Source organism: Spirillospora sp. NPDC029432, from assembly GCF_040703975.1.
Taxonomy (GTDB): domain Bacteria; phylum Actinomycetota; class Actinomycetes; order Streptosporangiales; family Streptosporangiaceae; genus Spirillospora.
Genome location: NZ_JBEZWH010000034.1, coordinates 1 through 25870, shown reverse-complemented (window position 1 = coordinate 25870; position 25870 = coordinate 1). Strand labels below are relative to the sequence as shown.

The 25870-nt window shown below is 74.0% G+C and carries 28 protein-coding genes; 19 read left to right on the top strand and 9 right to left on the bottom strand.

Features of this window, described 5'->3' with window-relative positions; genetic code table 11:
* The first annotated feature begins 122 nt into the window (after positions 1-122).
* The 8 genes from AB0881_RS24835 (at position 123) to AB0881_RS24800 (ending at position 8767) form a co-directional block, all read left to right on the top strand.
* Positions 123-2984: a Na+/H+ antiporter subunit A gene (locus tag AB0881_RS24835; protein WP_366620353.1), complete on the top strand. Its 2862-nt coding sequence runs from the start codon at positions 123-125 to the stop codon at positions 2982-2984.
* Positions 2981-3574 carry a Na(+)/H(+) antiporter subunit C gene (locus tag AB0881_RS24830; protein ID WP_366620351.1) on the top strand — a complete coding sequence of 198 codons (594 nt, stop codon included), beginning with the start codon at positions 2981-2983 and terminating at the stop codon, positions 3572-3574. The genes AB0881_RS24835 and AB0881_RS24830 overlap by 4 nt, the downstream gene beginning before the upstream one ends.
* A complete protein-coding gene (locus AB0881_RS24825; RefSeq protein WP_366620349.1) occupies positions 3571-5163 on the top strand; it encodes a Na+/H+ antiporter subunit D in 1593 nt (530 codons plus the stop codon). Before AB0881_RS24830 ends, AB0881_RS24825 begins: the two co-directional genes overlap by 4 nt.
* Positions 5160-5717 (top strand): Na+/H+ antiporter subunit E, encoded by a 558-nt coding sequence (locus AB0881_RS24820; protein ID WP_366620347.1) that lies wholly within the window; start codon positions 5160-5162, stop codon positions 5715-5717. The genes AB0881_RS24825 and AB0881_RS24820 overlap by 4 nt, the downstream gene beginning before the upstream one ends.
* Entirely contained in the window at positions 5714-5983 is a 270-nt protein-coding gene (locus AB0881_RS24815; RefSeq protein ID WP_366620345.1) for a monovalent cation/H+ antiporter complex subunit F, read from the top strand. Before AB0881_RS24820 ends, AB0881_RS24815 begins: the two co-directional genes overlap by 4 nt.
* Positions 5980-6309, top strand: a complete 330-nt coding sequence (gene mnhG, locus AB0881_RS24810) for a monovalent cation/H(+) antiporter subunit G (RefSeq protein ID WP_366620343.1) — start codon at positions 5980-5982, stop codon at positions 6307-6309. Before AB0881_RS24815 ends, mnhG begins: the two co-directional genes overlap by 4 nt.
* Positions 6310-6417: 108 nt before the next feature.
* The gene (gene ligD / locus AB0881_RS24805) at positions 6418-7365 is read left to right on the top strand and encodes a non-homologous end-joining DNA ligase (RefSeq protein ID WP_366620341.1); all 948 of its coding nucleotides are present in this window, start codon (positions 6418-6420) and stop codon (positions 7363-7365) included.
* 307 nt (positions 7366-7672) lie between these two features.
* Entirely contained in the window at positions 7673-8767 is a 1095-nt protein-coding gene (locus AB0881_RS24800; protein ID WP_366620339.1) for a pentapeptide repeat-containing protein, read from the top strand.
* Positions 8768-8786: 19 nt separating this feature from the next.
* Here the strand turns inward: AB0881_RS24800 and AB0881_RS24795 are convergent, their stop codons facing one another.
* Complete coding sequence (locus tag AB0881_RS24795; protein ID WP_366620338.1) at positions 8787-9710, bottom strand: TIGR03621 family F420-dependent LLM class oxidoreductase; 924 nt, start codon at positions 9708-9710, stop codon at positions 8787-8789.
* A 107-nt stretch (positions 9711-9817) separates the two neighbouring features.
* Here AB0881_RS24795 and AB0881_RS24790 point away from each other — a divergent pair, with 107 nt between their 5' ends.
* Positions 9818-10204, top strand: a complete 387-nt coding sequence (locus tag AB0881_RS24790) for a hypothetical protein (RefSeq protein ID WP_366620337.1) — start codon at positions 9818-9820, stop codon at positions 10202-10204.
* Between the two features lie 7 nt (positions 10205-10211).
* Here AB0881_RS24790 and AB0881_RS24785 read toward each other — a convergent pair whose 3' ends face one another.
* Positions 10212-10919 (bottom strand): DUF2625 family protein, encoded by a 708-nt coding sequence (locus AB0881_RS24785; RefSeq protein ID WP_366620335.1) that lies wholly within the window; start codon positions 10917-10919, stop codon positions 10212-10214.
* A 177-nt stretch (positions 10920-11096) separates the two neighbouring features.
* Between AB0881_RS24785 and AB0881_RS24780 the strand changes: the two genes are divergently transcribed.
* Positions 11097-11681, top strand: coding sequence for an SDR family NAD(P)-dependent oxidoreductase (locus tag AB0881_RS24780; protein WP_366620334.1), 585 nt, complete (start codon positions 11097-11099; stop codon positions 11679-11681).
* A gap of 17 nt (positions 11682-11698) precedes the next feature.
* On the opposite strand, the gene AB0881_RS24775 is transcribed toward AB0881_RS24780, so the two are convergent.
* Positions 11699-12199, bottom strand: coding sequence for a GNAT family N-acetyltransferase (locus AB0881_RS24775; RefSeq protein WP_366620332.1), 501 nt, complete (start codon positions 12197-12199; stop codon positions 11699-11701).
* A 24-nt stretch (positions 12200-12223) separates the two neighbouring features.
* Positions 12224-13300 (bottom strand): phosphotransferase family protein, encoded by a 1077-nt coding sequence (locus AB0881_RS24770; RefSeq protein WP_366620330.1) that lies wholly within the window; start codon positions 13298-13300, stop codon positions 12224-12226.
* Between the two features lie 113 nt (positions 13301-13413).
* Here AB0881_RS24770 and AB0881_RS24765 point away from each other — a divergent pair, with 113 nt between their 5' ends.
* The 5 genes from AB0881_RS24765 (at position 13414) to AB0881_RS24745 (ending at position 18577) form a co-directional block, all read left to right on the top strand.
* Complete coding sequence (locus AB0881_RS24765; protein ID WP_366620328.1) at positions 13414-14706, top strand: acyl-CoA dehydrogenase family protein; 1293 nt, start codon at positions 13414-13416, stop codon at positions 14704-14706.
* Entirely contained in the window at positions 14703-15416 is a 714-nt protein-coding gene (locus AB0881_RS24760; RefSeq protein ID WP_366620326.1) for a TetR/AcrR family transcriptional regulator, read from the top strand. The genes AB0881_RS24765 and AB0881_RS24760 overlap by 4 nt, the downstream gene beginning before the upstream one ends.
* Position 15417: 1 nt before the next feature.
* Positions 15418-15798 (top strand): VOC family protein, encoded by a 381-nt coding sequence (locus tag AB0881_RS24755; protein WP_366620324.1) that lies wholly within the window; start codon positions 15418-15420, stop codon positions 15796-15798.
* Between the two features lie 164 nt (positions 15799-15962).
* Positions 15963-17381 (top strand): hypothetical protein, encoded by a 1419-nt coding sequence (locus AB0881_RS24750; protein WP_366620322.1) that lies wholly within the window; start codon positions 15963-15965, stop codon positions 17379-17381.
* Positions 17378-18577 carry a hypothetical protein gene (locus tag AB0881_RS24745; protein WP_366620320.1) on the top strand — a complete coding sequence of 400 codons (1200 nt, stop codon included), beginning with the start codon at positions 17378-17380 and terminating at the stop codon, positions 18575-18577. The genes AB0881_RS24750 and AB0881_RS24745 overlap by 4 nt, the downstream gene beginning before the upstream one ends.
* On the opposite strand, the gene AB0881_RS24740 is transcribed toward AB0881_RS24745, so the two are convergent.
* Positions 18574-19392 (bottom strand): PIG-L family deacetylase, encoded by an 819-nt coding sequence (locus AB0881_RS24740; RefSeq protein WP_366620318.1) that lies wholly within the window; start codon positions 19390-19392, stop codon positions 18574-18576. The genes AB0881_RS24745 and AB0881_RS24740 overlap by 4 nt on opposite strands.
* Positions 19393-19415: 23 nt before the next feature.
* On the bottom strand, positions 19416-20267 hold the full coding sequence (locus AB0881_RS24735; protein ID WP_366620316.1) for a class II glutamine amidotransferase: 852 nt from the start codon (positions 20265-20267) through the stop codon (positions 19416-19418).
* A gap of 102 nt (positions 20268-20369) precedes the next feature.
* Between AB0881_RS24735 and AB0881_RS24730 the strand changes: the two genes are divergently transcribed.
* Positions 20370-20918, top strand: coding sequence for an HAD domain-containing protein (locus AB0881_RS24730; RefSeq protein WP_366620315.1), 549 nt, complete (start codon positions 20370-20372; stop codon positions 20916-20918).
* Here the strand turns inward: AB0881_RS24730 and AB0881_RS24725 are convergent.
* Entirely contained in the window at positions 20909-21547 is a 639-nt protein-coding gene (locus AB0881_RS24725) for a DUF1524 domain-containing protein (protein WP_366620313.1), read from the bottom strand. The genes AB0881_RS24730 and AB0881_RS24725 overlap by 10 nt on opposite strands.
* A gap of 200 nt (positions 21548-21747) precedes the next feature.
* On the opposite strand from AB0881_RS24725, the gene AB0881_RS24720 reads away from it, so the two are divergent.
* Positions 21748-22761 carry a methyltransferase gene (locus AB0881_RS24720; RefSeq protein ID WP_366620311.1) on the top strand — a complete coding sequence of 338 codons (1014 nt, stop codon included), beginning with the start codon at positions 21748-21750 and terminating at the stop codon, positions 22759-22761.
* Between the two features lie 109 nt (positions 22762-22870).
* Positions 22871-23638 (top strand): SDR family oxidoreductase, encoded by a 768-nt coding sequence (locus AB0881_RS24715; protein WP_366620309.1) that lies wholly within the window; start codon positions 22871-22873, stop codon positions 23636-23638.
* A 16-nt stretch (positions 23639-23654) separates the two neighbouring features.
* Here AB0881_RS24715 and AB0881_RS24710 read toward each other — a convergent pair whose 3' ends face one another.
* Together AB0881_RS24710 and AB0881_RS24705 are read right to left on the bottom strand one after the other, a co-directional pair.
* Positions 23655-24311, bottom strand: coding sequence for a CoA pyrophosphatase (locus AB0881_RS24710; protein ID WP_366620307.1), 657 nt, complete (start codon positions 24309-24311; stop codon positions 23655-23657).
* 26 nt (positions 24312-24337) lie between these two features.
* Complete coding sequence (locus tag AB0881_RS24705) at positions 24338-25195, bottom strand: helix-turn-helix domain-containing protein (RefSeq protein ID WP_366620306.1); 858 nt, start codon at positions 25193-25195, stop codon at positions 24338-24340.
* 119 nt (positions 25196-25314) lie between these two features.
* Between AB0881_RS24705 and AB0881_RS24700 the strand changes: the two genes are divergently transcribed.
* On the top strand, positions 25315-25870 hold a 556-nt coding region (locus AB0881_RS24700; RefSeq protein WP_366620304.1), incomplete at its 3' end, for a TIGR03086 family metal-binding protein.

Here is a 25870-nt window from a genome sequence, read left to right as displayed (position 1 = left end):
GCGGAGACCGCCACGACGAAGCGGCGGAGTGTCACGCGGGGTGAGTGGCGGGCGGGCGCACCGGGCACGGTTAGTGTGATCCTTGATCACCGTAAGCCACTGTCCAGTCACCCAGGGGTGCCATGCTGGTGTTGTTCGCCGTGCACTGCGCGGCCGCGGCGCTGGCACCGCCGCTCGTGCGGTGGCTCGGGCGCGGCGCGTTCCCGCTGCTCGCGCTCGTCCCCGCGGCGGCCGGGCTGTGGGCGCTCGGCCCCTGGCTGGGCGGCGGCGCCGACCGGGCCGAGACGGTCGCGTGGATCCCCGGGCTGCACCTCGACCTGGCGCTGCGCGCGGACCCGCTCGCCTGGCTGATGGTCCTCATCGTCGGCGGGGTCGGCGCGCTGATCGTCGCCTACTGCGGCCGCTACTTCGCCGGGAACGAGCCGGGCCTGGGCGCGTTCGCCGGCGAGCTGATCGCGTTCGCCGCCGCCATGCTCGGCCTCGTCCTGGCCGACGACCTGATCCTGCTGTACGTGTTCTGGGAGCTGACCACGGTCTTCTCGTACCTGCTGATCGGGTACGACGCGGAGAAGGCCGCCGCCCGCCGCGCCGCCACCCAGGCGATCGTCATCACCACCTTCGGCGGGCTGGCCATGCTCGTCGGCCTCATCGTGCTCGGCCGGCAGGCCGGCACGTTCCGGCTGTCGGAGATCGTGGCCGCCCCGCCGGAGGGCACCGCGGTGTCGGTGGCGCTGGCGCTGGTCCTGGCGGGGGCGCTGTCGAAGTCGGCGATCATGCCGTTCGGGCTGTGGCTGCCGGCCGCGATGGCCGCACCGACGCCGGTGAGCGCGTTCCTGCACGCCGCCGCGATGGTCAAGGCCGGGGTCTACCTGGTGGCGCGGCTGGCGCCGGCGTTCGCCGGCGCCGCGGTGTGGCGGCCCGCCGTGCTGGTCCTCGGCACCGCCACGATGGTCCTCGCGGGCTGGCGGGCGCTGCGCGAGACCGACCTGAAGCTGCTGCTGGCGTACGGCACCGTCAGCCAGCTCGCGTTCATGATCGTGCTGCTGGGGGAGGGGACGGCGGTCGCCGCGCTCGCCGGCTTCACCGTCCTGCTCGCGCACGCGCTGTTCAAGGCGGCCCTGTTCATGGTCGTCGGCATCATCGACAAGACCACCGGCACCCGCGACCTGCGGGAGCTGCGCGGCCTCGCCCGGTCCGCGCCGGTGCTGTGCGCGATCGCCGTGGCGGCCGCCGCGTCGATGGCGGGCGTCCCGGCCACGCTGGGGTTCGCGGGCAAGGAGGCTGCGTACGAGGCGTTCATCGGCGGACGGCCCCTGCTCCTGGCCCTGCTCGTCGTCGGATCCGCGTTCACCGCCGCGTACAGCCTGCGGTTCGTGTGGGGGGCGTTCGCCGGGGGCGCCCGGAAGGGACGGGACCGGACGCCCGCCGAGCCGGCGGGCGCGCTGTTCCTGCTGCCGCCCGCGCTCCTGTCGGCGGCCGGCGTGGTGCTGGGGCTGCTGGCCTCGCCCATGCACGCGCCGCTCGTCCGGGAGGCCGAGCCGTACCCGGGCGGCGACGGCTACCACCTGGCGGCGTGGCACGGGTTCGGCGCCGCGCTGCTGCTCACCGCCGTCACCCTGGCCGGCGGCGTGGCGCTGTTCCTCGCCGGCGGGCCGCTCGGGCGGCTGCACCGGCGGCTGGCGCCCACCGAGCCGGAGGCCGTCTACCGGCGCGTCATGCGGCGGCTGAACGACGTCGCCTTCCAGGTGACGGGCACCGTCCAGCGCGGGTCGCTGCCCGGATACCTGGAGACCATCCTGGTCACCGCCGTCCTGCTCGCCGGCGCCGCGGTGCTGGCCGGCATGCCGTGGCCGGCCGGAGGGCCCTGGCGGTGGTGGGACGGCCTGCCGCAGCTGATGGTCGCCGTGCTCACCGCCACCGCCGCGATCGCCGCCGTACGCGCCCGCGGCCGCGCGCAGACCGTGGTGCTCGCGGGCGCCTCCGGCTACGGCGTCTCGGTCCTGTTCGGCCTCCAGGGCGCCCCCGATCTCGCGCTCACCCAGCTGCTGATGGAGACCGCGAGCCTGGTCGTGTTCGTCCTGGTGCTGCGGCAGCTGCCGCGCGGCTACTCCCGTACGGCGCGGTGGCGGCGCCGCATGCACGTGGCCGTCGGCGCCCTGACCGGGCTGCTCGCCGCCGGGCTCACGCTGCTGGCGGCGCGGGCTCGCCAGGCCGAGCCGATCTCCGGCGCGTACCCCGCCGCGGCCGAGGAGGCCGGCGGCTCCAACATCGTCGCGATGCTGCTGGTCGACATGCGCGCCTGGGACACGCTGGGGGAGAGCTCGGTGATCGCGCTCGCCGCGCTCGGCGTGACGAGCATGGTGTTCGCCCGCCGCCGCCGCGCGCCCTGGCCGCGCGCCGCCGACGCCGCGGCGGGCACCGCGGTGTGGTCGGTGCGGGGCATGTCGGCGCCCGGCACCGACACCACCGAGGAGGACGAGGACGACCACCGCGAGCCGCACTGGCTGGCGGCGGCCGCGTACACGCTGGCCGCCGAGCGGCGCACCATCGTGATCGAGGTCGTCGCCCGGCTGGTCTTCCACACCGTCCTGCTGTACTCGCTGTACCTGCTGTTCACCGCGCACTCGGCGCCCGGCGGCGGGTTCGTCGGCGGGATCGTGGCCGGGCTCGCGCTGGCCATCCGCTACCTGGCGGGCGGGCCGTTCGAGCTGGCCGAGGCGGCGCCGGTCAAGGTCGGCCTGGTGCTGGGCGCCGGGATGGTCGTCACCTCCGGCACCGCGTTCTGCGGCCTGCTGTGGGGCGGCGCGATCCTGGAGGGCGGCTCCCTGGACGCGCACCTGCCGCTGCTCGGCGACGTGCACATGACGACCTCGCTGGTGTTCGACTTCGGCGTCTACCTCATCGTGCTGGGCCTGATCATGGACATCCTGGGCGCGCTGGGCGCCGAGGCCGACCGGCGGGCGGACGAGGAGTCGGGCCGGTGAGCGCGTCGGTCACGCTGGCCGCGGCGGGCGGCGTGCTCATCGCGGCGGGCGTGACGCTGCTGCTGGAGCGCACCCTGAGCCGGCTGCTGGTCGGCGTGCTCGTGCTGAGCAACGGCGTCAACCTGCTGATCCTCACCGCCGGCGGCGGGGCCGGGCGGGCGCCGATCCTGGAGAAGGCGCCGCCGGGCGTGCATCCCGCGCGCCCGATGAGCGACCCGCTTCCGCAGGCGATGATCCTCACCGCGATCGTCATCTCGCTGGCGTCCGCCGCGTTCGTGCTGTCGATCGCCTACCGCTCCGGCCGGCAGGGCGGCGACGACGACGTCCGCGACGACGTCGAGGACCGGCGGGTGGCGCGCGGGCGGTCCGAGCTGCGCGCGCAGATCCGCGCGCGGCGCCGCGAGTACCGCCGGCTGCGCCGGGAGCGGCGCCGCGAGGCCCGCCGGGCGCGCGCCGAGCTGCGCGAGCGCATCCGCGCCGAGCGCGAGCGCCGCGCGGTCGACGACCCCACGCTGTACGGGGACGACGCGGACGGCGGCGCCCAAGGCACCGGCGGGCACGACCCCGACGGCACGGGAGGAGCGCGGTGAACCAGGCCGTACCGCTTCCGGTCCTGCTGCCCCTGCTGGCCGCCGGCATCAAGATCATGCTCGGTCCCCGGCATCCCGGCCTGCAGCGCGTCATCAGCGTGACCGTGCTGGCCGCCGTGCTCGGCATCGCGATCGCGCTGCTGGTCGAGGCCGACCGGTCCGGGCCGCTGGTCGCCCGGCTCGGCGGCTGGGCCGCGCCGGTCGGCATCACGCTGGTCGCCGACCGGCTGTCGGCGCTGATGCTGGTGGTGTCGTCGGCGGTGACCCTCTGCGTGATGGTGTACGCGATCGGGCAGGACATGGCCGAGCGCGGCCCGCTCACCCCGCTGTCGGTGTTCCACCCGACGTACCTGCTGCTCGCCGCGGGCGTCGCCGACTCGTTCCTGGCCGGCGACCTCTTCAACCTGTTCGTCGGGTTCGAGATCATGCTGATGGCCAGCTACGTCCTCATCACGCTCGGCGGGACCGCCGGCCGGATCCGGGCAGGCACGATCTACATCATCGTGGCGCTGCTGTCGTCGATGATGTTCCTCGTCGCGATCGCCGTCCTGTACGCGGCCACCGGCACCGTCAACCTCGCGCAGCTGTCGGGCCGGATCGCGGCGCTGCCGCCGGGGATCACGCTGGCCGCGCAGGTGCTGCTGCTGACGGCGTTCGGCGTCAAGGCGGCGGTCTTCCCGCTGTCGATGTGGCTGCCCGACTCGTACCCGACCGCGCCCGCCCCGGTCACCGCCGTGTTCGCCGGCCTGCTCACCAAGATCGGCATCTACGGGGTGATCCGGGCCCAGACGCTGCTGTTCCCCGGCGACGCGCTGCGCACCACGCTGCTGGTCGCCGCGCTGCTCAGCATGCTGGTCGGCGTGCTGGGCGCGATGGTCCAGGTCGACATCAAGCGGCTGCTGTCGTTCACCCTGGTGAGCCATATCGGCTACATGATCTTCGGGGTGGCGCTGGGGTCGGTGGCCGCGCTGGCCGCCACCGTGTTCTACGTCCTGCACCACATCACGATCCAGACCACGCTGTTCCTGGTCAGCGGGCTGATCGAGCGGCGCGGCGGGAGCGCGTCCGCGCTCCGGCTCGGCGGGCTGGCGCGCACCGCGCCGCTGATCGGCGTGCTGTTCTTCGTCCCGGCGATGAACCTCGGCGGCATCCCGCCCATGTCCGGCTTCCTCGGCAAGCTCGGCCTGCTCTACGCGGGCGTGCGGGACGGCGGCCCGCTGGCGCTGGTGCTGGTCGCGGCGGCCGTGGTGACGAGCCTCCTCACGCTGTACGCGCTGGTCAAGGTCTGGAACCAGGTCTTCTGGCGGGCCCCGGCCGGCCTGGAGCGGAAGGAGAACGGCGGGGACGGCGGCGGCGACGCAGAGGACGGCGACGAAGAAGACGGTGACGAAGAGGACGAAGAGGACGCCCAGTCCGCGTCCGTGCGGCTGCCGGCCGCGATGGTCGGCGCGACCGTCGCCATGGTCGCGCTCAGCCTCGCCTACACCGCGGGCGGCGGCCCGCTGGTCGACCTGACCGGCCGGACGGCCGGGGAACTGGACCGCCCGCACGCCTACGTGCGCGCGGTCGCACCGGAGGGACCGCCGTGAACGACCTGCCCAGGACCACGCTGCGGATCGGCCGCCGGGTGATCCCGCTGCCGCTGGTCGCGTGGCTCACGCTGATCTGGCTGCTGATGTGGGACAGGTTCTCGCTCGCCAACGCCGTCTCCGGCCTCCTGGTCTCCGTCGCCCTCATCGTGGTGTTCCCGCTGCCGCCGCTGGACCCGGGCCTGCGGCTGCACCCGGCCGGCCTGCTCCGCTTCACCATCCGCTTCGGCGTGGACCTGCTGCGCAGCGCGGGGCCGCTGGCGTGGCAGGCGTTCGGGCACGCCGAGCGCGGCGTCGTCAACTCAGTCATCGCGGTACGGCTGCGAACCCGGTCCGACTTCATCCTGACCGCGATGGCGATCGCGCTGTCGGCCACGCCCGGCACGCTCGTGCTGGAGGTCCAGCGCCGGAGCTCCACCCTCTACCTGCACATCCTCGGCGGCTCCGGCGACCGGGCGGTCGCGAAGGCGCGCGCCGAGGTGCTCGCACTGGAGGCGCGGGTCGTCCGCGCCTTCGGAACCCGCGCCGACCGCCGAGCCCTGGAGGACTCGTGACCATCGTCATCGCCATCGCCGCCGGAGCCCTCGGGCTGGCCGCCGCGTGCACGCTCGTACGGCTGATCCGCGGCCCCTCCATGCTCGACCGCGCGGTCGCCCTGGACGTCATGGTGGCCATCACGATGGGCGGCCTCGGCGTCCAGGCCATCGCCACCGGCGAACCCTGGACGCTGCCCTCGCTGCTGGCGCTGTCGCTGGTCGGCTTCGTGGGCTCGGTGTCCATCGCCCGCTTCCTGGTGCACCGCGACGGGGAGGGCCGATGACCGTCGTCACGGCGCTGTGCCTGCTGATCGGATCCGGTGCCGCGCTGAGCGCCGCGCTCGGCCTGCTCCGGCTGCCCGACCTGCTCACCCGCATGCACGCCGCGGTCAAGCCGCAGGCCGTGGGGCTGCTGCTGATCCTGGCCGCGGTCGCGGTGAACTTCCCCGGCCCCGGCGTCGTCACCACCGTGCTGCTGGTGGCGCTGCTCCAGATCGTCACGGTGCCGGTCGCCGCCCACATGGTCGGCCGCGCCGCGTACCGCACGGGCCGCTTCCAGCCGGAGCGCCTGTACGTCGACGAGCTCGCCGAGGACCTCGGGGACCGCTGAACGCGGCGGCGCGCCGCGGCCGGCCCGCGTCCCCTAGGCTCGGCGAGCTGCCCATTCTTGGGACGGTCATGGCGTTGACCTGGCCCTTTCACCGGTACGTCGTCGGTCATGGGGTCGCTGCCGACGTACCGGCCGATGCTCGCCGTCGCCGGCGGGCTGCCCTCGGGGCCGTGGGCCGCCGAGATGAAGTGGGACGGCATCCGCGCCGTCGCGTACCTCGAGGAGGGGCGGCTGCGGCTGATGTCGCGCAACGACCGCGACATCACCGCCGCCTGGCCCGAGCTGGCCGGGCTGCCGCGGGCCGTCGACGGCCCGGCGGTGCTGGACGGCGAGATCGTCGGCTTCCGCGCGGGCCGGCCCTCGTTCGAGGCCCTCCAGCACCGCATGCACGTCCGCAGCCCCGCCCGGATCACGGCGTTCGCGGCCGCGAACCCGGTCGTCTACATCGTCTTCGACGTCCTGCACGCCGGGCGCACCCCGCTGATCGGCCGCCCGTACCGGGAGCGCCGCGACCTGCTGCTGGACATGGGGCTGTCGGCGTCCCGCTGGGACACGCCGCCGAGCTACGACGATCTCGCGTACGCGTTCGCCGAGTCGGACCGGCTGGGCATGGAGGGCATCGTCGCCAAGCGGCTGGACTCCCGCTACCTGCCCGGCCGCCGCGACCGCTGCTGGACCAAGGTCAAGAACGTCCGCACGCAGGAGGTCGTCATCATCGGCTGGACCCCGGGCGCGGGCCGGCGCTCGGGCGCGATCGGCGCGCTGCTGCTGGCCGTCCACGCGCCGTCCGGGCCGCTGACGTTCGCCGGCCATGTCGGCACCGGCTTCACCGACTCCATGCTCCGCGACCTGGCGGAGCGGCTGGCGCCCCTGGAGCGCGACGCGGCGCCCGCGCCCGTGCCGCCGCCGGAGGCCCGCGGCGCCCACTGGGTGGAGCCGAAGCTCGTCGGCGAGGTCGCCTTCGCCGAGTGGACCGGCGACGGCCGGCTCCGCCACCCCGCCTGGCGGGGCCTGCGGGCCGACAAGTCGCCCGGCGAGGTCGTCCCCGGGGAGTGAGACCCGCCCGGGATCCAGGCCGGTTACGGACGGCGGCAATGATCCCTCTTCCCTGTTGTCAGGGCCTCTGTCAGGGCTCTGACCAGGGATGATCCTCCAACCTTTTGCTTTCGGTCAGTAATCAATCGTTCGCGTTCGGTAATAATAAGGTGTGTGCATAAGTGGTGGAGGCGCCCCCGAAACCCCCTCCCCGCGAGTGATCGTCTTCATTGGCACGCCGGCTCCCGGGAAAGGACGCGTCAGCATGATCTCCAACGCCCCTTCCATGGCACGGCCGGGCCGGTGACGCGGGACGGGGTGGTGCCTTGTGCTGGGTTCGGTACGGCGCGCGTGGCGGGCGGCGAAGGCCCGGCGGAACGCGCACGAGCGGCCTCGGGTGCGGCCGCTGGCGGCGGGCTTCTGGATGCTGGTCGCGGCCTCGCTCGCGGGCGTCGCGATCTGGGTGACGACCGTGTGGATGCTGGGCACGACCAACGACGTGCTGGCCCGCGACGCCAAGGCGACGGCCGCGGACCGTGCGCGGGTGCGGCTCGAGGCCGTGCGGACGGGCCTGGCCGCCGGGGCGGGGGTCGGCGCGGCGGTCGGGCTGATGCTGGCGTTCCGCCGGCAGCGGCACCAGGAGATCGCGACCGCCCTGATCGACCATGACGCGGGCGAGCGCCGGGTCACCGAGCTGTACGCGGCCGCCGAGCTGCTCGGCTCGGACAAGGCCCCGGTGCGCGTCACCGCGCTCTACACCCTGGAGCGGCTGGGCAACCACAACCCGATCCACCGGCAGACGATCGTCAACATCATCTGCGCCTACCTGCGGATGCCGTTCCTGCCCGCGCCGCCGCCGCCGACCGTCGGCGAGGAGGAGCTGGCGGGGGTGCCGGCGAGCGAGCGCGCCGTGGTCGCGGCGGCGTCGGCCGAGCCGACGGTGTCCTGGCACCAGGAGCGCGACGTCAGGCTCACCGCGCAGCGGCTGCTGGCCGCCCATCTGCGGCGCGACGCCGAGGTGCCGTGGACGGGCATCGGGCTGGACCTGACCGGCGCGATCCTCTTCGACTTCGACCTCAGCGGCTGCACCGTCGGCACGGCGTGGTTCGGCCGAGCGGCGTTCTCCGGGGACGCCGACTTCCGGAAGACGGCCTTCACCGGGCACGCCCGGTTCGTCGGGGCCTCCTTCTCCGGCCGCGCCGACTTCGAGCTGGCGGTCTTCGGCGGCGACGTCAGCTTCGACCGGGCCGTCTTCTCCGGGAGCACGGGCTTCCGCGCGGTGAAGTTCGACGGCGCCGCCAGGTTCACCTCGGCGACGGTGGCCGACCTGGACGGCGACCATGTGCTGCCGCCGGGCTGGCGCGTCGAGGGGGTCGGTGCCGCCGGCGGCCGGCTGGCCCGCGACCGCCCGGCGAACCGCTGAGGCCGCGCCCGTCCCCGCGCTAGGCGAGCAGCGCGACGACCGGTGCGAACGCCTCCATGTCGCGGTCGGAGACCAGGTAGTAGGTGAAGCCGTACCGGTCGCGGCGGGCGGCCATCTGCCCGGCGATGTGCTCGGGCGGCCCGAGGAACTGCGTCGGCATGTCCGGTACGAGACCGGCGTCCCAGCCGCGGCGCCGGGCGATCCGCTCGGCGCAGGCCTGCGGGTCGGGGCCGAACGCGGGGGAGACGAGCAGGCTCAGCTCGATGTCGCGGCCCGGCTCGCGGGCGAGGGCGACCTTGCGGGCGATCGCGTCCGGCATCCGCTCGGAGATCTCCTCGGAGATCGTCCCGCCGGGGAGCGCGCGGGGGAGGATCCCGACGATGTCGGCGTGCCGGCCGGCGATGCCGAGCATGCGCGGGCTGCCCGCGCCGACCAGCAGGGGCGGCGGCGCCTGGACCGGGGTGGGGAAGACCTCCAGCCCGTCCACCCGGTAGTGCTCTCCGGTGAACGTGGTCTTTCCGCCGCTCAGCAGGTCCTTGAGGATCCGCAGCGACTCCTCCAGGCGCTCCACGCGCACCCCGGCGGGGTCGAACGGCATCCCGGCCCGCAGGTACTCCTCGCGGAGCCAGCCCGCGCCGACGCCCAGCTCGAAGCGCCCGCCCGACAGGTGGTCGAGGGTGGCGGCCTCCTTGGCGAGCATGACGGGGTGCCGGTAGTCGTTGGCGAGGACGAGCGTCCCGACCCGCAGCGTGCGGGTGGCGCAGGCGGCGGCGGTGAGCGCGGGCACCGGCGCGAGCTGGTCGCCGAACGGCTCGGCGACGAAGTGGTCCCGCAGGGTCAGCGTGGCGTACCCGAGCTCTTCGGCCCGCCGCGCCAGCGCGGTCAGCCCGGACGCGGTACGGACCGACTCGCCGACGACCCCGAACCGGAAGCGATGACTCATGCGACCAGCCTCGTCCAGGACGGGCGGGCCGCGCTGGCGGGAATCCGACGCGAGGTTTCCGTCAGGGCACCTTGACGTCAGGAAAACCTGACGACAGGATCGGAGGCATGACACCTGAAGCGCTGGATCCGGAAGTGATGGACACCGAGCTGACGCTGCGGAGCGCCGTGGCCAGGTTCGAGGAGCTGCGCGAGCGCGAGGCGTTCGGCGAGGAGCCGCCCGGCCGTGCCGAGGCCCTGGAGCTGATCGCGCTCGGCGAGGTCATCGCCCGCAAGGCGCGCTACGGGCGCCAGCTCTCGGTGCGCACGGCGCGCGCGGCCGGCGCCTCGTGGTCGCAGATCGGCCGGGCGATGGGCACGAGCAAGCAGACGGCGTGGGAGACCCACAACCGCTGGATCGACCGGCAGGCCGAGCAGCGCCGCGACGCGGGGCACTGGGGCCTGGAGGAGGACGAGGTCGCCCGCGAGCGCGCGCTGGCGGGCGAGGCGCCGTGAGGCCCGGTCAGCTGCCGCGCAGCTCCTCCTGAAGGGCGAACAGCTCCGCGATCGGGACGGCCTTGCGGGAGGCGGCGGCGATCTCCTCGGCGCCGTTCAGCGCCGGCAGCGGCGGGTAGAAGCTCATGCCCTCGTCGTGGCGCAGCGCGGCGACGTCGTCCTCCCAGCCCGGCCACTGGAGCGTCCAGTAGAAGTCGGTGAGGTTGCCGAGGATGAGGAAGCGCAGCCACATGCTGTGCCCGAAGACGCGCTGCGGCGTCCTCAGCAGTTTCCACTCCAGGCTCTCCGGCTGGAAGTAGCACACCTGCCCGGGCTCGCCCGGGCGGCCGCCGGCGGCGGGGTCCGAGCCGTTCACCTCGAACCGGCCGCCGAGCACGTCGTACCCGACCAGCAGCGGCGGGGCCGGGCCGCCGCGCCGCCCGAGCGCGGGGTTGGCCTCGGCCAGGCTGGGCAGCCCGCGCTCGGGGAAGCCGCCGCCGAGCACCCGCACCCATCCGTTCGCGACCAGCACGCCGCCGGTGTGCAGGGCCAGCGCGCCCAGGTACGAGCCGGCGCTGACCTGGATCCGCCGCAGCGCCTCCTCGCCGGCGGCCTCCTCGACCGGCAGTATCTCGGCGGTCTGGTGCCCGTCGGTACGGCCCAGCAGCTCGCGCAGTTCGGGCCAGGCGGGGTCGGCGACGTCCTTGAGCTCGGCGGCCGAGCGGAGATCACTCACGGGTCGTACGTCCTCCAATCCGGGGGTGGGGCATTCGGGCGATCCTGTCAGATGCCCGGCAACGGGCCGAAAGGTCCCCGGGACGGCGGGCGCGTCGGCCCTTGACGCGCACCCCCGTTTCAGGGTTGGTTAGGTATGCCTAACTTAGGTTCACCTAACCTGCTGGTGGAGGAACTCATGGACGGAACCCCGCTCGCGGGCACGGCCGCCCTGGTGACCGGGGCCGGCCGCGGCGTCGGCGCCGCCCTCGCCCGTACCCTGGCCGCCGCCGGGGCGCGGGTCGCCGTGCTGGACCGGGACGCGGCCGTCGCGCGCGCCGTCGCCGCGGAGATCGGCCCGGGGCGCGCGATCGCCTGCGCCGCCGACGTCTTCGACGGCGACGCGGTCGGGGACGCCGTCGAGCGCGCCGAACGCGAACTCGGCCCGATCGGGCTGCTGGTCAACGTCGCCGGGATCGAGCCGCCCGGCGCGTTCGCGGTGGACGCGACCGGCGTCTTCCTGGTCTCTCGGGAGGTCGCCCGCCGGATGGTCACCCGCCGCACCGGCTCGATCGTCACCGTCACCGACGAGCCCGCGGCCGGCGTCCGCTTCCCCCGCGCGCGGCGGACGCCCGGCGCCGCCTCCACGGCCGCGCAGTTCACCCGCTGCCTGGGCGCGGAGCTGGCCGGGTACGGCATCCGCTGCGACGCCGTCCCGATGGGCCGTGCCCGCGCCGAGATCGTCCGCCTCGCCCTCGCCGGCCGCCTCCTGGCGATGCGGTAGCGGCACGGCCCCGAGCGTCAGAGGCGCCGGGTGAGGAGCTGCCCGGGCCAGCCGTCCACGGAGAACGTCCGGTCCCGGACGAAGCCGTTGCCCGTGTAGTACTCGACCAGGCGCCCGTCGTCCCCGGCGTAGCAGTCGACCCGCAGCAGCGCGGCGCCGCGCCGCAGCGCCTCCTCGCGGGCGGTGCGGAGCAGCGCGCTCCCGACGCCCCGGCCCGCGCACGCGCGGTCGGTGACCAGCAGGGTCACGTACACCTCGGGCTCGTCCACCGGCTCGACGTAGCGGGGCGGGCCGGAGGAGAGCGCCATCGCGCCCGCCGGCTTGCCGTCGACCAGGGCGATCCGGATGTCGTCGTTCCCGGCGATGTCCCGGACGCGGGCGGCGCGGGCGGGATCGGTGCTCCACGGCGTGTCGCCCCACTGGCCGGTCCGTCCCCGGCTCGCGAGCCACTCCACCGCGGCGTCCAGCATCGCGAGCAGCACCGGCGCGTCGTCGGCGCCGCCTTCTCGGATCTCCATGATCCAATCTTTCCAGCCGCCGGTTCAGGCGTCCTCGGCGGCGATGAACGCCTCGGCGCGGCGGAAGAGGCCGAGGGTGATGCCGTGCAGCAGGTCCCCGGTCTCCTTGGGCGCCTTGCCGGCGCAGGCCCGGGCGTGGGTGCCCTCCAGGACGATGCCGAGCTTGAAGCAGGCGAGCACGGCGTACCAGGTGATGGACGCCAGGTCGCGGCCCCGCGCCGCCTCGGCGCGCTCGGCGTAGGCGGTGACCAGCTCGCCGGGGCCGGGCAGGCCGCCCGCGTCGCCGAGGGGGCCGGCGAGGGTGGCGCTCATGTCGCCGTGCGCGGGCCAGGTCGCCAGCAGCCAGCCGAGGTCGAGCAGCGGGTCGCCGATGGTGCACATCTCCCAGTCGACGATCGCCGCGACCTCGGGCCCGTCGTTGGAGTACATGAGGTTGGCCAGGTGGTAGTCGCCGTGCAGGATGCCGGGCCGCCACGTGGCGGGACGGTGGGCGTCCAGCCAGGCCGCGACCCGCTCCAGGCCGGGGATGTCGGGGCCGGGGTAGCCGTCGAGGGCGCCATAGCCGTCCAGCTCCGACATCCACCGGCCGACCTGGCGCTCCAGGAAGCCCTCCGGCTTGCCGAAGCCGGCGAGCCCGACGGCCTCGTGGTCGACGGCGCCGAGCGCGGAGAGCGCGCGGGCGGCGTTCAGGCCCATCTCGCGGCGCATCCCGGCGTCGGAGGCGTGCGGCTCGGGGAGGGTGACCGAGGCGTTGAAGCCGTCGACCGGCGTCATCAGGTAGAAGACGGCGCCGTTCATGACGTTCTCGTCGGGGCAGGCGGCGATCACGCGCGGTGCGGGGACGGCGGTGCCGTCCAGCGCGGTCAGCACCCGGGCCTCGCGGCGCAGCACGTCGTTGGTGCGGGTGCGCAGGTGCCGCGGCCCGCGCCGCAGCACGTACTCGCGGCCGCCGCGGGAGAAGCGCACCAGCACGTTCTGCGTGCCGCCCGACAGCAGCGCGACCTGCTCGAACGGCCCGTCCGGCAGCCCCTGCCCCGCCATCCACCCGGCCAGCACGTCGAAGTCCACGAGCTCGCGCCCGATCCCTGCCGGCTGCTGCACGATCGCACTCCCTCGAACGGTTGTGCCGGAGAGTAACAGTGATGCACTTGCATTAATACTTCGAGTGGGCACATTATCGGTGCGGAGAACCGCCCGACGCCGAGGAGGCCGCCATGGCATGGGACTTCGAGACCGACCCCGAGTACCAGAAGCTGCTGGACTGGGCGGACGCGTTCGTCCGCGACGAGGTCGAGCCCCTCGACCTGGTCCTGGGCGACCCGTACGACAAGAGCGACCCGCGCTTCAAGGAGCTGGTGCGGCCCTTGCAGGCGCAGGTCAAGGAGAAGGGGCTGTGGGCCTGCCATCTCGGCCCCGAACTGGGCGGCCAGGGGTACGGCCAGGTCAAGCTGGCCCTGCTGAACGAGATCCTCGGCCGCTCCCGCTACGCGCCGTCGGTGTTCGGCTGCCAGGCCCCCGACTCCGGCAACGCCGAGATCCTCGCCCACTTCGGCACCGAGGAGCAGAAGGAGCGCTACCTGGCGCCCCTGCTGGACGGCGAGATCTCCTCCTCGTACTCGATGACCGAGCCGCACGGCGGCGCCGACCCGACGCTGTTCACCACGCGCGCCGAGCGCGACGGCGACGGCTGGGTCATCAACGGGGAGAAGTGGTTCTCCTCCAACGCCCGGCACGCCGAGTTCCTCATCGTGATGGCGGTGACGAACCCGGACGTCAGCGCGTACGAGGGCATGTCGATGTTCATCGTCCCGGCCGGCGTGCCCGGGCTGACGATCGTGCGCAACGTCGGCGTCGGCGGCGAGCGGGAGGGCTCGCACGGCTACCTGCGGTACGAGAACGTCCGGGTGCCCGCCGGCAACCTCCTCGGCGAGGAGGGCGGTGCGTTCGCGATCGCCCAGACCCGGCTCGGCGGCGGCCGCATCCACCACGCCATGCGGACGATCGCGCAGGTCCGCAAGGCGTTCGACATGATGTGCGAGCGGGCGGTGTCGCGGCATACCCGCTTCGGGCCGCTGGCCAAGCTGCAGATGACCCAGGAGAAGATCGCCGACAGCTGGATCGAGATGGAGCAGTTCCGGCTGCTGGTGCTGCGCACCGCCTGGCTGATCGACAAGCACCAGGACTACCGGAAGGTGCGCAAGGACATCGCCGCCGTCAAGGCCGCCATGCCCAAGGTCTTCCACGATGTGGTCCAGCGGGCCATGCACCTGCACGGCGCGCTCGGCGTGTCGGGCGAGATGCCGTTCACCCAGATGATGCTGGGCGCGCAGGCGCTGGCCATCGCCGACGGGCCCACCGAGGTGCACAAGATCACCGTCGCGCGGCAGCTGCTGCGCGACCGGGAGCCGGTCGAGGGCCTGTGGCCGAGCGGCCACCTGCCCACCCGCCGCGCGGCGGCCCGCGAACGCTACGCCGCCGCCCTGGAGCACGCCCTAGGGAACGAGTGACCTCCTCCACCACCCGAGAGCGGCTGCTGGACGCCGCCCAGCACCTGTACGCCCGGCGCGGCCTGGACGCGGTGAGCCTCCGCGAGATCGTCCAGGCCGCGGGGGCGCGCAACGCCACCGCCGTCCAGTACCACTTCGGCGACCGGGCCGGGATCGTCCGCGCCGTCTTCGCCCGCCACCTGCCCGAGGTGGAGGCGCGGCGGCACGCCCTGCTCGACGCCTACGAGGCGGACCGCCGCGACGACGTGCGGGCGCTCGCCGGCGCGCTCGTGCGGCCGTTCGCCGCGCTCCTGGCGAGCGAGGGCGGCCGGGACTTCCTGCAGATCTGGGCGGACGTCCTGGGCCGCCCGGACGTGATCGTCCCGGCCGCCGCGCTGGAGGACCCGGCCGACAGCATGTACCGCTGGCGCGCGCTGGTGCTGCCGCTCCTGGAGGCGGACGCCGCCCGCCTGCACCGCCGGTTCACCGCGCTCCTGTACGCCTCGCTGGAGCTGGGCCGCCGGGCCCGGTCCGGCCCGCGCACCGACGACCGCCTGTTCACCAGCTATCTGACCGACGTGGTCACCGCGATCCTGGCCGCGCCGGTGTCGGACGAGACGCGCGCGCTGGCCGCCGAGCGGGACGCCGCCAGGAAGGGATCACATTTCTCCAATACGGGGGACGCGGGCCCGGCGCAGCATGGGCATGTCACCAGTGAACAGGGAGGATGACATGACCGACGGCACGAGGCGGACCTTCTACCCGATCGTCGACTACCGCGATCCCGTCAAGGCGATGGACTGGCTGGAGCGCGCCTTCGGCTTCGAGAAGCACGAGGTGGCCAGGAACGAGGACGGCGACATCGTGCACATCGAGATGCGCTACGACACCGGCATCCTCATGATCTCCGAGACCGGCAAGGGCGCCAGCGAGTCTGCCGGCAACGCCGGGATGTACGTCGCGGTCGACGACCCCGACGCCCACCACGACCGCGCGAAGGCGGCCGGGGCGGAGATCATCAGGGAGCTGACCGACCAGCCCTACGGCTCCCGCGAGTACGGTGCCCGCGATCTTGAGGGCAACGCCTGGCATTTCGGGACGTACCGGCCCTGAACCCCGGGAAAATGGGCGGAGGCGCCCGGCTTCCGGCTGCTACGGTGCGGATGCCGGCCGCGGGACTCCGGTGCGACTTCCGGAACCCACCTTTACAGTGATGATTCGCTGCTCGCGCCCCCATTCCCCGGCCGGCACCCGGACCACGGGACCGCGGGGGAGCGATGGCGGAGACACTGGCGGACCTGGTCGCCTGTGAGGACGTGCTGATGTTCGTCAACGCGGCGATCACCTCCACCGGGCAGCGCGAGTTCCGCCAGGACGAGGGCGAGCAGGGGCTGTCGCTGGAGTTCCTGCACGAGTACATGCTCCAGGGCTACCGGGACCTGTACGCCGCCACGCTGGCGCTCGACGTCAACGACCACAACGCGGCGATGATCATTCGCAATCTGCTCGTGCACGTCCCGGGCCCGGAGCGGCGGCACGCGGAGGGGCGGCTGATCGCGGCCCGGCTCGCCGTCCTCCCGCGGCACCGCGTCCTGCGGCTGTTCCGCGACCTGCGCCGCGCGAAGGTGAACAACCGCCGCACCCGCGCGATCATGCGCGACTGGATGGCCGCCCGCCCCGACCCCGGGTTCGAAGCGGTCAAGTACCGCGCCGGCGTCAAGGGCGCGATCCGGCACGCGCACCTGCGTGTGAAGGGGGAGATGGGGCCGTTCCTCTTCGACCCGCACCGCCGCGCCTCGTACCGGACCCCGATGTTCGAGACCTGGCGGCGCGCCCACTACGAGCAGGCCGCCCTGTACGAGCTGCCGTACACGGTCGCCGAGGGCTTCGCGGCCAAGCACGGCGTCCGGCGCGAGGTCTTCCTGGAGCGCATCGAGCCGCGGATGACCCGCCTCGAACGGCTCCGCCTCCAGGAGAACGCCTACGCCGACAAGGCCGGGAACGTCCGTACCGACCTGTCCGGCATGCCGCTGACCAGGCTCGCCACCTACGTGCTGGCACTGCCGCTGGACGACCGAGTCAAGCGCCGCGAGGAGCTGACCGCGGCCCTGCGCACCGCCGCGAGCAGGGCGGCCGGGCCGCTGGCCGGCCGCTGGGGGCACGTCGCGGCCGTCCTGGACGACAGCTTCTCCGCCACCGGCTCCGGGCAGAAGCGCCGCCGCCCCCTCGCGGTCGCGCTGGCCTGCCACTACCTGCTGCGGGCGCTCGCCGGCCGGTACACCGCGTTCTGGACGTCCGGCCGCACCGACGAGCTGCTGCTCTACCCGTTCGGGCCGACGCCCCTGGGCGAGCGGATCCTGGACGCCCTCGACACCGGCCCCGAGCGCCTCGTCATCGTCTCCGACGGCTGGGACAACGCGCCGCCCGGGCTCGCCGCCGAGGTGCTGCGCGTGTGGCGGACCCGCCTCGACCCGGACCGGAAGGTCGCGATCACCCATCTGAACCCGGTGTACGACGCCGGCGACTTCGACGTGCGGCGGCTCGCCCCGACGGTGCCCACCGCGGGCGTCCGCGACGCCGAGGACCTGCCGACCCTGACCGAGCTGGCCGCCCTCGCCGAGGGCCGGACCGGGCTGGCGGACGTCCGCGCCTACCTCGGCGAGCGGGTCGCCCGCTTCACGGGAGGAGCGCCGTGACGTTCACCCTCGACGGGCTCGCGACCCGGCCCGCGCAGACCTGGGGGTCGGTCCGGCTCGTGCCGCTCGTCCGGGACGAGCCGGTCCCGCACCTGCGCCTCGACCGCCGCGTCTACGACGACCCGTCCGTCGTCGACGTCGGCGACGGCACGTACTACACCTCCTACCTCCCGCACGCCTTCGTCGCGAGGTGGGAGGAGGGCGGCGAGCCCGCCGCCGCGTACGGCACCCGGCTGCTGGCCCGCGACGACCGGGGCGCGGCGCCGCCGAGCATGCCGATCACGGTGCGCCGCCGGATGGCCCGCCGGGTCGCCCGGGACCGGCTGCGCTTCCTGCCCCTGCACCTGGCCGTCGAGGGCTACCTCGCGCTGCACTTCGGCGGCCCGGAGATCGTCTGGGAGGAGTGGGCGCGGCGGGCCCTGACCCGCGGCCTGTCGCCGCGCGCCGAGGAGACCTACCTCGGCCTGTACGTGCCGGGGCTGGAGGAGGCGCTCGGCGTCTTCGAGATCCATCCCGGCCAGTGCGGCGTCCTGGTGTACGTCGCCGACGCGCTGGCCAGCGCGTTCGTCGTCCCGCACCCCGACGACTACCGGGCGCTGCACGCGACGCTGGTGCACGACCTGTTCGGCGAGCAGATCTACCAGTACGGCCTGCTGGGCGCCCCGGCCCGGGACATGGCGGTGCGCATCGACGGCACCGCCGTCCGCTCCCTGGCGGACCTGCGGGTCCAGGCGGCGCTGCGGCGGGACGAGTGGGCGGCGTTCCACGACGAGGTCATGGCCGCCGGGCTCTTCGGCGCGGACCGGTCGTACCAGGAGGTCCAGTACCTCGGCGGCTTCACGCTGGGACGCTTCCTGCCCGCGTTCGCCCCCGGCCGCGAGAACCACATCGGCGAGACCATCCTGGACGGCGGGACGGGCCGGGTCGCCTACCTCAAGACGTTCCGGCTGTCGGAGAACCAGGTCCGGCGCGGCTACCTGCTCACCCGGCTCGCCGCGCACGACTGGCGCCTGGCGGCCGCCGCGCCCGACCTGGGGACGGACGCGGCGGGGCTGGCCCTGCGGCTGGAGCGCGCCGGCTTCGGCCACCTGCTGCGCCAGGACGTCCTCGACGGCTTCCGCGCCGCGGCGCGCAAGGGCGAGCGCGGCGGCAAGGGGAGCGCGGCCGAGCGCAAGGGGAGGGCGCGCGGGCGCTAGGGGCGCAGGCCGGCGAACAGGTCGTCCTCCTTCTCCGGGGCGTCGACGCGGCAGACGCGGCGGGTGAACGCCTCGAACCCGAACGCCATCACCCGGGCCTCCTCGGGCAGGCGCAGCATGAAGATGCTGTCGCCCTGGCTGGCGTGCGCCTCCAGCGCCTTGAACTTGCGGTCGACGTAGGGCGTGACATCCACCACGCTGGTGATCATCTCGTCCGGCACGCCGAAGTCGTCCGGCAGCTCGACGTCGCCGAGGTCGGCGCCCGACTCCTTGAAGTAGGCCATCATGTCCTTCACCCCGGAACGCGGGACCGCCGTGTAGTAGAGCTTGCTCGGGATCCCCGTCGACTCGGTCGCGGCCATCGCGATCCGGTGCGCCTGGATGTGGTCGGGATGCCCGTAGCCGCCGTTCTCGTCATAGGTGACGACGACCTGGGGCCGGTAGCGCTCCATCAGCCCGGCGAGGCGCGCGGCGGCGTCCGCGACCGGGACGTTGGCGAACGCGTCCGGGTGGGCGTTGGTCTCCCAGCCCGCCATCCCGGAATCGCGGTATCCGAGCAGCTCCACGTGCTCGATGCCCAGCAGCCCGGCCGACTCGCGCAGCTCCGCGAGCCGCCGCCGCGCCACGCCCGCGGCGTCGTGCCCCGGGTCGTCGGGCTTCAGCCCGCCGGAGTCGTCGCCCGCCTCGCCGTTGGTACAGGTCACCAGGACCGTGCGGATCCCCTCCGCGGCCGAGCGGGCCAGCAGCCCGCCGGTGCCGAGCACCTCGTCGTCGGGGTGCGCGTGCACGGCCATCAGGGTCAGGCGGGTCTCCATGTTCAGCTGTCTCCTCAGACGTCTCAGGCCTGCGACGAGGCCTCCTTGGCCGACAGGTCGGCCTGGGTGAGCGGGTGGGCCGGCGGATCGAACGGGAACAGCGAGGTCGCCTTCAGCCCGTCGATGACCAGCAGCTCGCCCGGCTCCATCAGCCGCCAGCCGGGATCATCGTCCATCCGCTCGCTGGCGACCACGTGGGCGGGGGTGCGGTGGTCGGCCGACAGGTCCAGGTGGCCGGGCTGGCGGCCGCCGTCCAGATGCCGGGCGTGCCCCTCGCCGTCCAGGTCGGGCGCCAGCACCCATAGCTCGTTCGGCTCGGGGTAGCGCAGCGCCCAGAGGCGGCCGGACTCGGCCAGCAGGATGTTGAGGGCGAACACCGGCAGCTCCGCCGCGATCCGCCGCACCGCGGAGATCAGGCCCGCCGTGGTGTCGCCCCGGCGGCGGATCTCCGCGGTGATGTATGCGAAGATCATCTCCGAGTCGGTCTGGCCCTCCATCAGGGCCCGGTCCACGTCGGTGAGCCACGAGTCGAGCACGTCCAGGCCCTGGACGACCCCGTTGTGCGCGAAGAGCCGGTCGTTCATGTCGAACGGGTGCGCGTTGTGGACGTTGACCGCCCCGGTGGACGCGAACCGCACGTGGGAGACGAAGGTGTGCGACTGCACGTGCGTCGCGGCGGCGGCGAAGTCGGTGTTCTCGTACGCGGCGATCGGCGCCCGGTCCCGGACCGGCTCGTCCCCGAGCGAGAACCAGCCCAGCCCCGTCCCGTCGGGCTGCCTGCGGCTCTGCGCGTGCAGGCTCTGGGGCGCGTCCAGCAGCCAGAACGTGGCGCGGACCCGCGGTCCCCCGGTCGTCATACCGAAGAGTCGGCACATGGTTCCACAATGCCGGACGCCCGCCGCCCCCGTCAGCACCGCCCCCCGCGGCGCGGGCCGGATGGCGTGGCGGGGCGCCCCGCCATCGCGTACGTTTCCGCTATGGGGTCGCCGCTGGTGCTGCTGGACGTCGATGGTGTGCTCAACCCGTTCCAACGGCCGCACCGGGGCTACAAGCGGCACCGGTGCTCGCCCAACGGCGTCACTTACAAGCTGTGGCTCGACGCCGGGCACGGGCGGATGCTGCTGGACCTGGCCGAGTCGGCGGGCGCGGAGCTGGCGTGGGCCAGCTACTGGTGCGACGAGGCCAACACCTGGATCGGCCCGCGGGTGGGGCTGCCGGAGCTGCCGTACGTGCCGATCCCGCGCTTCCCGGGCATCGCCGACGCGGGCACGCTGGGGGCGTGGAAGGCGCGGCACGTGGCTGCGTGGGTCGAGCGGCGGCCGTTCGTCTGGTTCGAGGACGAGCCGGACGCCGCCGACCGCATCGCCGCCGAGCCCGGGATCGGCGATCATCTGCTGGTCGCGGTCGAACCCGATTCGGGACTGACCGGCCGGCACATCGAGCTGGCCCGAACCTGGCTCGGCGACCTGGCCGGCCGGTCCGGACCGTCCCAGCAGCCTCAGCAGCCCGAGCAGCCTCAGCAGTAGGTGTTGACCAGGCTCGTGAGGGCCTGCTTCTCCGCCGAGTCGACCTTGAGGCCGTAGCGGTACTTCACGTCGGTCCATGACCGCGCGTACATGCAGCGGAACGCCGTGCGGGACGGAGTCCACTCCGCCGGGTCCTGGTCGCCCTTGGACTGGTTGACGTTGTCGGTGACCGCCCAAAGCTGCGAGCTGGCGCGGTCGTTGGCGAACGCCTCGCGGCGCGAGGTCGTCCAGGAGTTCGCGCCCGACCGCCAGGCCTCGGCCAGCGGGACCATGTGGTCGATGTCCACGTCGGACGCCTGCGTCCAGGTCGCGCCGTCGTACGGGCTGTACCAGCTGCCGGAGACGGCGGCGCAGCTGGAGTCGGTCCGGACGTTCGTGCCGTCCCTCTTCAGGACGGTCTCGCGGGTGTTGCACGCGCCGGAGACGGTGCTCCAGTGCGGGAACTTCTCGCGGCTGTAGCCGGTGGACGATCCCTCGGCGGCGACGGTCAGGGCCGCGAGGTGCTCGAGGGTGGTCGCCTTGCCGGGCGGCGCGGGCGGGTCGGCGTACGCCGGCGGCGCGGTGAGCGCGGCCGTGGCGGCGGCCATGGAAAACGTGAGAGCGGTGACGGTGATCGCCGTGCGTTTCACGGTTCTCTCCTCCGGCTTCGGAATTGGGAGCCACACCAATCTCATTTAACGGGATTAACTGGAAATGTCCGTTACGTACCGGCAAGATCACGGTACTGTTACGGCAAACTGGGATCTCATTTGTCCAATACGTCCGATCGGTCCGCGCCTAGCGTCGTCCCCGTCCGCATGACGAGGGGAAATGACGGAAGGAGCGGGTCATGGCCCGATCACCACTGCTGGACCTGGCCTTCGGCTACATGCCGGCGCAGGTCGTGTACGCCGCCGCGGAACTGCGCGTCGGGGACGCGCTGGCCCGCGGCCCGCGCGGTGCGGAGGACCTGGCGAAGGAGACCGGCACGCACGCGCCGTCCCTGCGCAGGCTCCTGCGCGCGCTGGCCTCGCTGGGGATCGTGACCCAGCTGGACGCGGACCTGTTCGAGCTGGCGCCGCCGGGCGCCGGGCTGAGAAGCGACCATCCCGACTCGGTCGTGGGGCTCCTGCGGCTCTACTGCGGCCCCGAGGTCTGGCGGTCCTGGGGGGACCTGGCCGAGACCGTGCGCGGCGGGGAACCGGCCTGGGAGCGGCTGTTCGGGATGTCGTCGTTCGAGTTCTTCGACCGCGACGAGGAACTGTCGAAGACGTTCAACTCCGCGATGGCCGAGCACACCCGGAACGTGGCCCCGGCGATCATCGGTGGTTACGATTTCCGGCGTTTCCACATGATCGCCGACATCGGCGGGGGCGACGGCACCCTGCTGGCCGCGATCCTGCGGGCCGCACCGGAGGCGCGGGGCGTCCTGTTCGACCTGGCCGGCGGGCTGGCGGACGCGGAACGCACCCTCGGCGACGCCGGCGTCGCCGGCCGCTGCGAGATCGTCACCGGGGACTTCTTCGAGTCCGTCCCGGAAGGCGCCGACGCCTACGTGCTCAAGAGCGTGATCCACGATTGGGACGACGAGCGCGCCGCGGCCATCCTGAGCGCCTGCCGCCGCGCCATGCGGCCGGACGCTCGGGTCCTGATCGTCGACTTCGTGATGCCGCCCGTGGTCACGCCCGAGAACGCGCCGAACGTCATGTCCGACATCAACATGATGGTCGTCCTCAAAGGGCGGGAGCGGACCGAGGAGGAGTTCCGCGCGCTGCTGGCGGCCGCCGGGCTGCGGACGGCGGCGGTGACGCCCGCGCTGCCGGGGTCGAGCTACCGGATCATCGAGGCCGTCCCGGCGGCCTGACCTCGGTCAGGGGCCGCTTACCGGCGGGACGGTCGCGCAGGGCAGGATGGGGGTCGCCCTGTCCTGCCCAGCCCTTTGCGCACCCCTCGCACCCCTCGAAGGAGAAGCCATGAGTTCTCTCGCCGGACGCGTCGCCCTGGTCACCGGGGGAAGCCGCGGGATCGGCCGGGCGATCGCCCTGGGCCTGGCCGCCGACGGCGCCACCGTGGCCGTCGGCTACCGGCGCGACGAGGAGTCCGCGCGCAAGACCGTCGCCGACCTGGAGGCCGCCGCGCCCGACTCGGCGCCCCGCGCGTACGCGGCGCCCGTGGACTCCGCCGACGCCTGCCGCGACCTCGCCGCCCGCGTCGAGGCCGACTACGGGCGGCTGGACGTCCTCGTGCACAGCGCGGGCATCGCCAGCCGCGGCCAGAGCGTGGCCGACACCGACCCCGCAGAGCTCGCCCGGGTGATGAACGTGCACGCCCTCGGCCCGCACCGCCTCACCGCCGCCCTGCTGCCCCTCATGCGCCGGTCCGAGCGCGCCGACATCGTGTTCGTCTCCAGCGTGATCACCGACCAGTACCCCGCGAACGGCGCCCCGTACGCGATGGGCAAGGCCGCCATGGAGGCGCTGGCCCGCACGCTCGCCAAGGAGGAGCGCCCCAACGGCATGCACGTCAACATCGTGGCGCCCGGCCTGGTCGACACCGACATGGGGCAGCGCCTGGTCCGGGCCACCACCGGCATCGAGGACATGCGGCAGGTCGACGCGTCCTCGCCGTACGGGCACGTGTGCACGCCCGAGGAGGTCGCCGACGTGGTGCGGTTCCTGGTCTCCGACGGCGCCTCGTACGTGACGGGCCAGCGCGTCGTGGTGGACGGCGGCACGTTCTAGAGCACCGGCGGCGGGGTCAGGTGCGGGTCCAGTCCGGCTGCAGGAAGCCGGCGACCCGCGCCTCCCGGCCCAGCAGCACCACCTCGCGGAACTGCCACAGCATCGCCCCGGTCGGCGGGTGCACGATCCAGTCGGGGCGCAGCCGCATCTGCAGCAGCTCCCCGCCGCCCAGCTGGGGCACCCAGCGGGGCGTGTCGCCGGCGGCGAGCCGGGCCAGGCTCACGTGGTGGACGGACTGGACCTCGGCCGGGCTGGGCACGATCGGCCCCGGCTCGGCCGGCGCCACCACGACCGGCGTGATCGCGAACCCGGACGCCGCCGGGAAGTCGTCGAGCCGCCCCAGCACCTCGGCCGGCCCGACCGCCAGCCCCAGCTCCTCGTGCAGCTCGCGCAGCGCGGCCTCCTCGGGCGTCTCGCCCGGGTCCATCCGCCCGCCCGGCAGCCCCCACTGGCCCGCGTTCCGGCCCCGCGGCGCCCGCTTGATCAGCAGCACCGACGGGACGCCCGCGTCCTCGACCACGCACAGCACCACCCCGGCGCGGCGCATGCCGGGCGCGTCGGGGACCGTGGTGTGGGCGAACGCGCCGAGCCGCGCGGCCGCCGCCGCGCGGAACGCGGGCAGGCTGGTGAGGACGGGGTCCGGGGGAGCGGGGGCGTCCGGGGAGTCGGTCATGGGCCGATCTTCTCAGGCGGCCGCGCTCACGCGCCGCCCTGGGCCCGGGCGTAGCGGGCGGGGGAGGTGCCCACCGCGGCGGTGAAGTCGCGGGTGAAGTGCGCCTGGTCGGCGTAGCCGAGCTCGGCCGCCAGCTCCGCCCAGTCGACGCCGGTGCCCGCCGCGGCCCGCTCGGCCGCCTCCAGCATCCGGTAGCGCCGGATCACCCACTTCGGGCCGATCCCCACGTACTCCTGGAAGAGCCGCTGCAGGCTGCGCGGCCCGATCCCGAGATCGGCGGCCAGGTCGCCGACCCGGACCAGCGCCGGGCGCGCCGCGATGTGCGCGACGGCCCGCGCGGCCCGCTCCGCCCGCGGGTCCGGCGCGTCCGGGCACCGTTCGAGCAGGAACGACTCCAGCCGGGCCAGCGCCGCGCCCGCGTCCCGGAGCCCGGCGATCTCCGTGCCGAGCGCGCGGCCGGCGGGCCCGAACACATCGTCCACGGCGGGCATCCGGCCGGTGATCCCCGCCACCGGCGCGCCCAGGAACGGGCGGAACCCGCCGGGCAGGAAGCCCACCCCGACCACGCGCCCGTCGCCGGAGATCTCCTCGACGAACTCGTCCCGGACCACGCCCACGATCCGGGCCCGGGTCGCGCCGGCCGTCCAGTAGCTGGTGAACGTCATGTGCACGCTGGGCCGGGTCAGCACCTTCTGGCGGTGGGGCTCGCGGCCGCGCAGGTCCCACACCAGGACCCAGAAGAAGTCCACGTACGGCGCCAGTCCGGGCGGCGGCGCGGTCCGGGTGACCTGGAAGCGCTCGCGGGCCGCACGGGCGTTCAGCACGCCGGGCGGGCTCTCTGGCGGGCTCTCGGGCGGGCTCTCGGGCGGGAACGTCCGGGCCATGGCCTCAGGCTAGCGAAGGCGGTGTCGCGTTTCTTCAAGACCGCCGGGCGGTGGCCGGGCTATCGTGGACGTTGATTCGAACACATGAGCGAGAACGTGACCGAGAAGGAGAGATCGTCATGGAGTTCCGGGAGATGATGCTGCCCGCGGCGGAGACCGCGACGCGGATCGTGCGGGGCATCCCGGCCGAGGCGCTGGACAGGCCCACCCCGTGCCCGGAGTGGGACGTCCGGGGCCTGCTCAACCACACGATCTTCTGGACCGGCCGGAGCGAGGGCGCCGCCCGCAAGCAGCCGCCGCCGGCCGGCGGCCCGGAGGAGGGCCACGACTTCACCGCGGAGGGCGGCTGGGCCGCCCTGTACGCCGACCTGGCCCGCAAGAGCGCCGAGGCCTGGACCGACCCGGCCGCATGGGAGGGGAGCACCAGCCTCACGGGCGATCCGGACGGCATGCCGGCGGCCGTCATCGGCGGGATGATGCTCGGCGAGTTCGTCCTGCACGCCTGGGACCTCGCCGTCGCCACCGGCCAGGACCCCGCCATCCCCGACGACCTCGTCCGCGCCGCGTACGAGGAGCTGGAGCCGACCGCGGAGATGGGCCGGCGGTACGGGGCGTTCGGCCCGGAGGTGAAGGTGCCGGAATCGGCGCCGCTGCTGGACCGCCTGCTGGGCATGG

What these genes read in the sequence shown, in the direction of transcription:
- AB0881_RS24835 (WP_366620353.1), top strand. Translation starts at nt 123, where the DNA reads ATGCTGGTGTTGTTCGCCGTGCACTGCGCGGCCGCGGCGCTGGCACCG.
- mnhG (WP_366620343.1), top strand. Translation starts at nt 5,980, where the DNA reads ATGACCGTCGTCACGGCGCTGTGCCTGCTGATCGGATCCGGTGCCGCG.
- ligD (WP_366620341.1), top strand. Translation starts at nt 6,418, where the DNA reads ATGGGGTCGCTGCCGACGTACCGGCCGATGCTCGCCGTCGCCGGCGGG.
- AB0881_RS24795 (WP_366620338.1), bottom strand. Translation starts at nt 9,710, where the DNA reads ATGAGTCATCGCTTCCGGTTCGGGGTCGTCGGCGAGTCGGTCCGTACC.
- AB0881_RS24790 (WP_366620337.1), top strand. Translation starts at nt 9,818, where the DNA reads ATGACACCTGAAGCGCTGGATCCGGAAGTGATGGACACCGAGCTGACG.
- AB0881_RS24780 (WP_366620334.1), top strand. Translation starts at nt 11,097, where the DNA reads ATGGACGGAACCCCGCTCGCGGGCACGGCCGCCCTGGTGACCGGGGCC.
- AB0881_RS24775 (WP_366620332.1), bottom strand. Translation starts at nt 12,199, where the DNA reads ATGGAGATCCGAGAAGGCGGCGCCGACGACGCGCCGGTGCTGCTCGCG.
- AB0881_RS24765 (WP_366620328.1), top strand. Translation starts at nt 13,414, where the DNA reads ATGGCATGGGACTTCGAGACCGACCCCGAGTACCAGAAGCTGCTGGAC.
- AB0881_RS24755 (WP_366620324.1), top strand. Translation starts at nt 15,418, where the DNA reads ATGACCGACGGCACGAGGCGGACCTTCTACCCGATCGTCGACTACCGC.
- AB0881_RS24750 (WP_366620322.1), top strand. Translation starts at nt 15,963, where the DNA reads ATGGCGGAGACACTGGCGGACCTGGTCGCCTGTGAGGACGTGCTGATG.
- AB0881_RS24740 (WP_366620318.1), bottom strand. Translation starts at nt 19,392, where the DNA reads ATGGAGACCCGCCTGACCCTGATGGCCGTGCACGCGCACCCCGACGAC.
- AB0881_RS24735 (WP_366620316.1), bottom strand. Translation starts at nt 20,267, where the DNA reads ATGTGCCGACTCTTCGGTATGACGACCGGGGGACCGCGGGTCCGCGCC.
- AB0881_RS24730 (WP_366620315.1), top strand. Translation starts at nt 20,370, where the DNA reads ATGGGGTCGCCGCTGGTGCTGCTGGACGTCGATGGTGTGCTCAACCCG.
- AB0881_RS24720 (WP_366620311.1), top strand. Translation starts at nt 21,748, where the DNA reads ATGGCCCGATCACCACTGCTGGACCTGGCCTTCGGCTACATGCCGGCG.
- AB0881_RS24715 (WP_366620309.1), top strand. Translation starts at nt 22,871, where the DNA reads ATGAGTTCTCTCGCCGGACGCGTCGCCCTGGTCACCGGGGGAAGCCGC.
- AB0881_RS24710 (WP_366620307.1), bottom strand. Translation starts at nt 24,311, where the DNA reads ATGACCGACTCCCCGGACGCCCCCGCTCCCCCGGACCCCGTCCTCACC.
- AB0881_RS24705 (WP_366620306.1), bottom strand. Translation starts at nt 25,195, where the DNA reads ATGGCCCGGACGTTCCCGCCCGAGAGCCCGCCCGAGAGCCCGCCAGAG.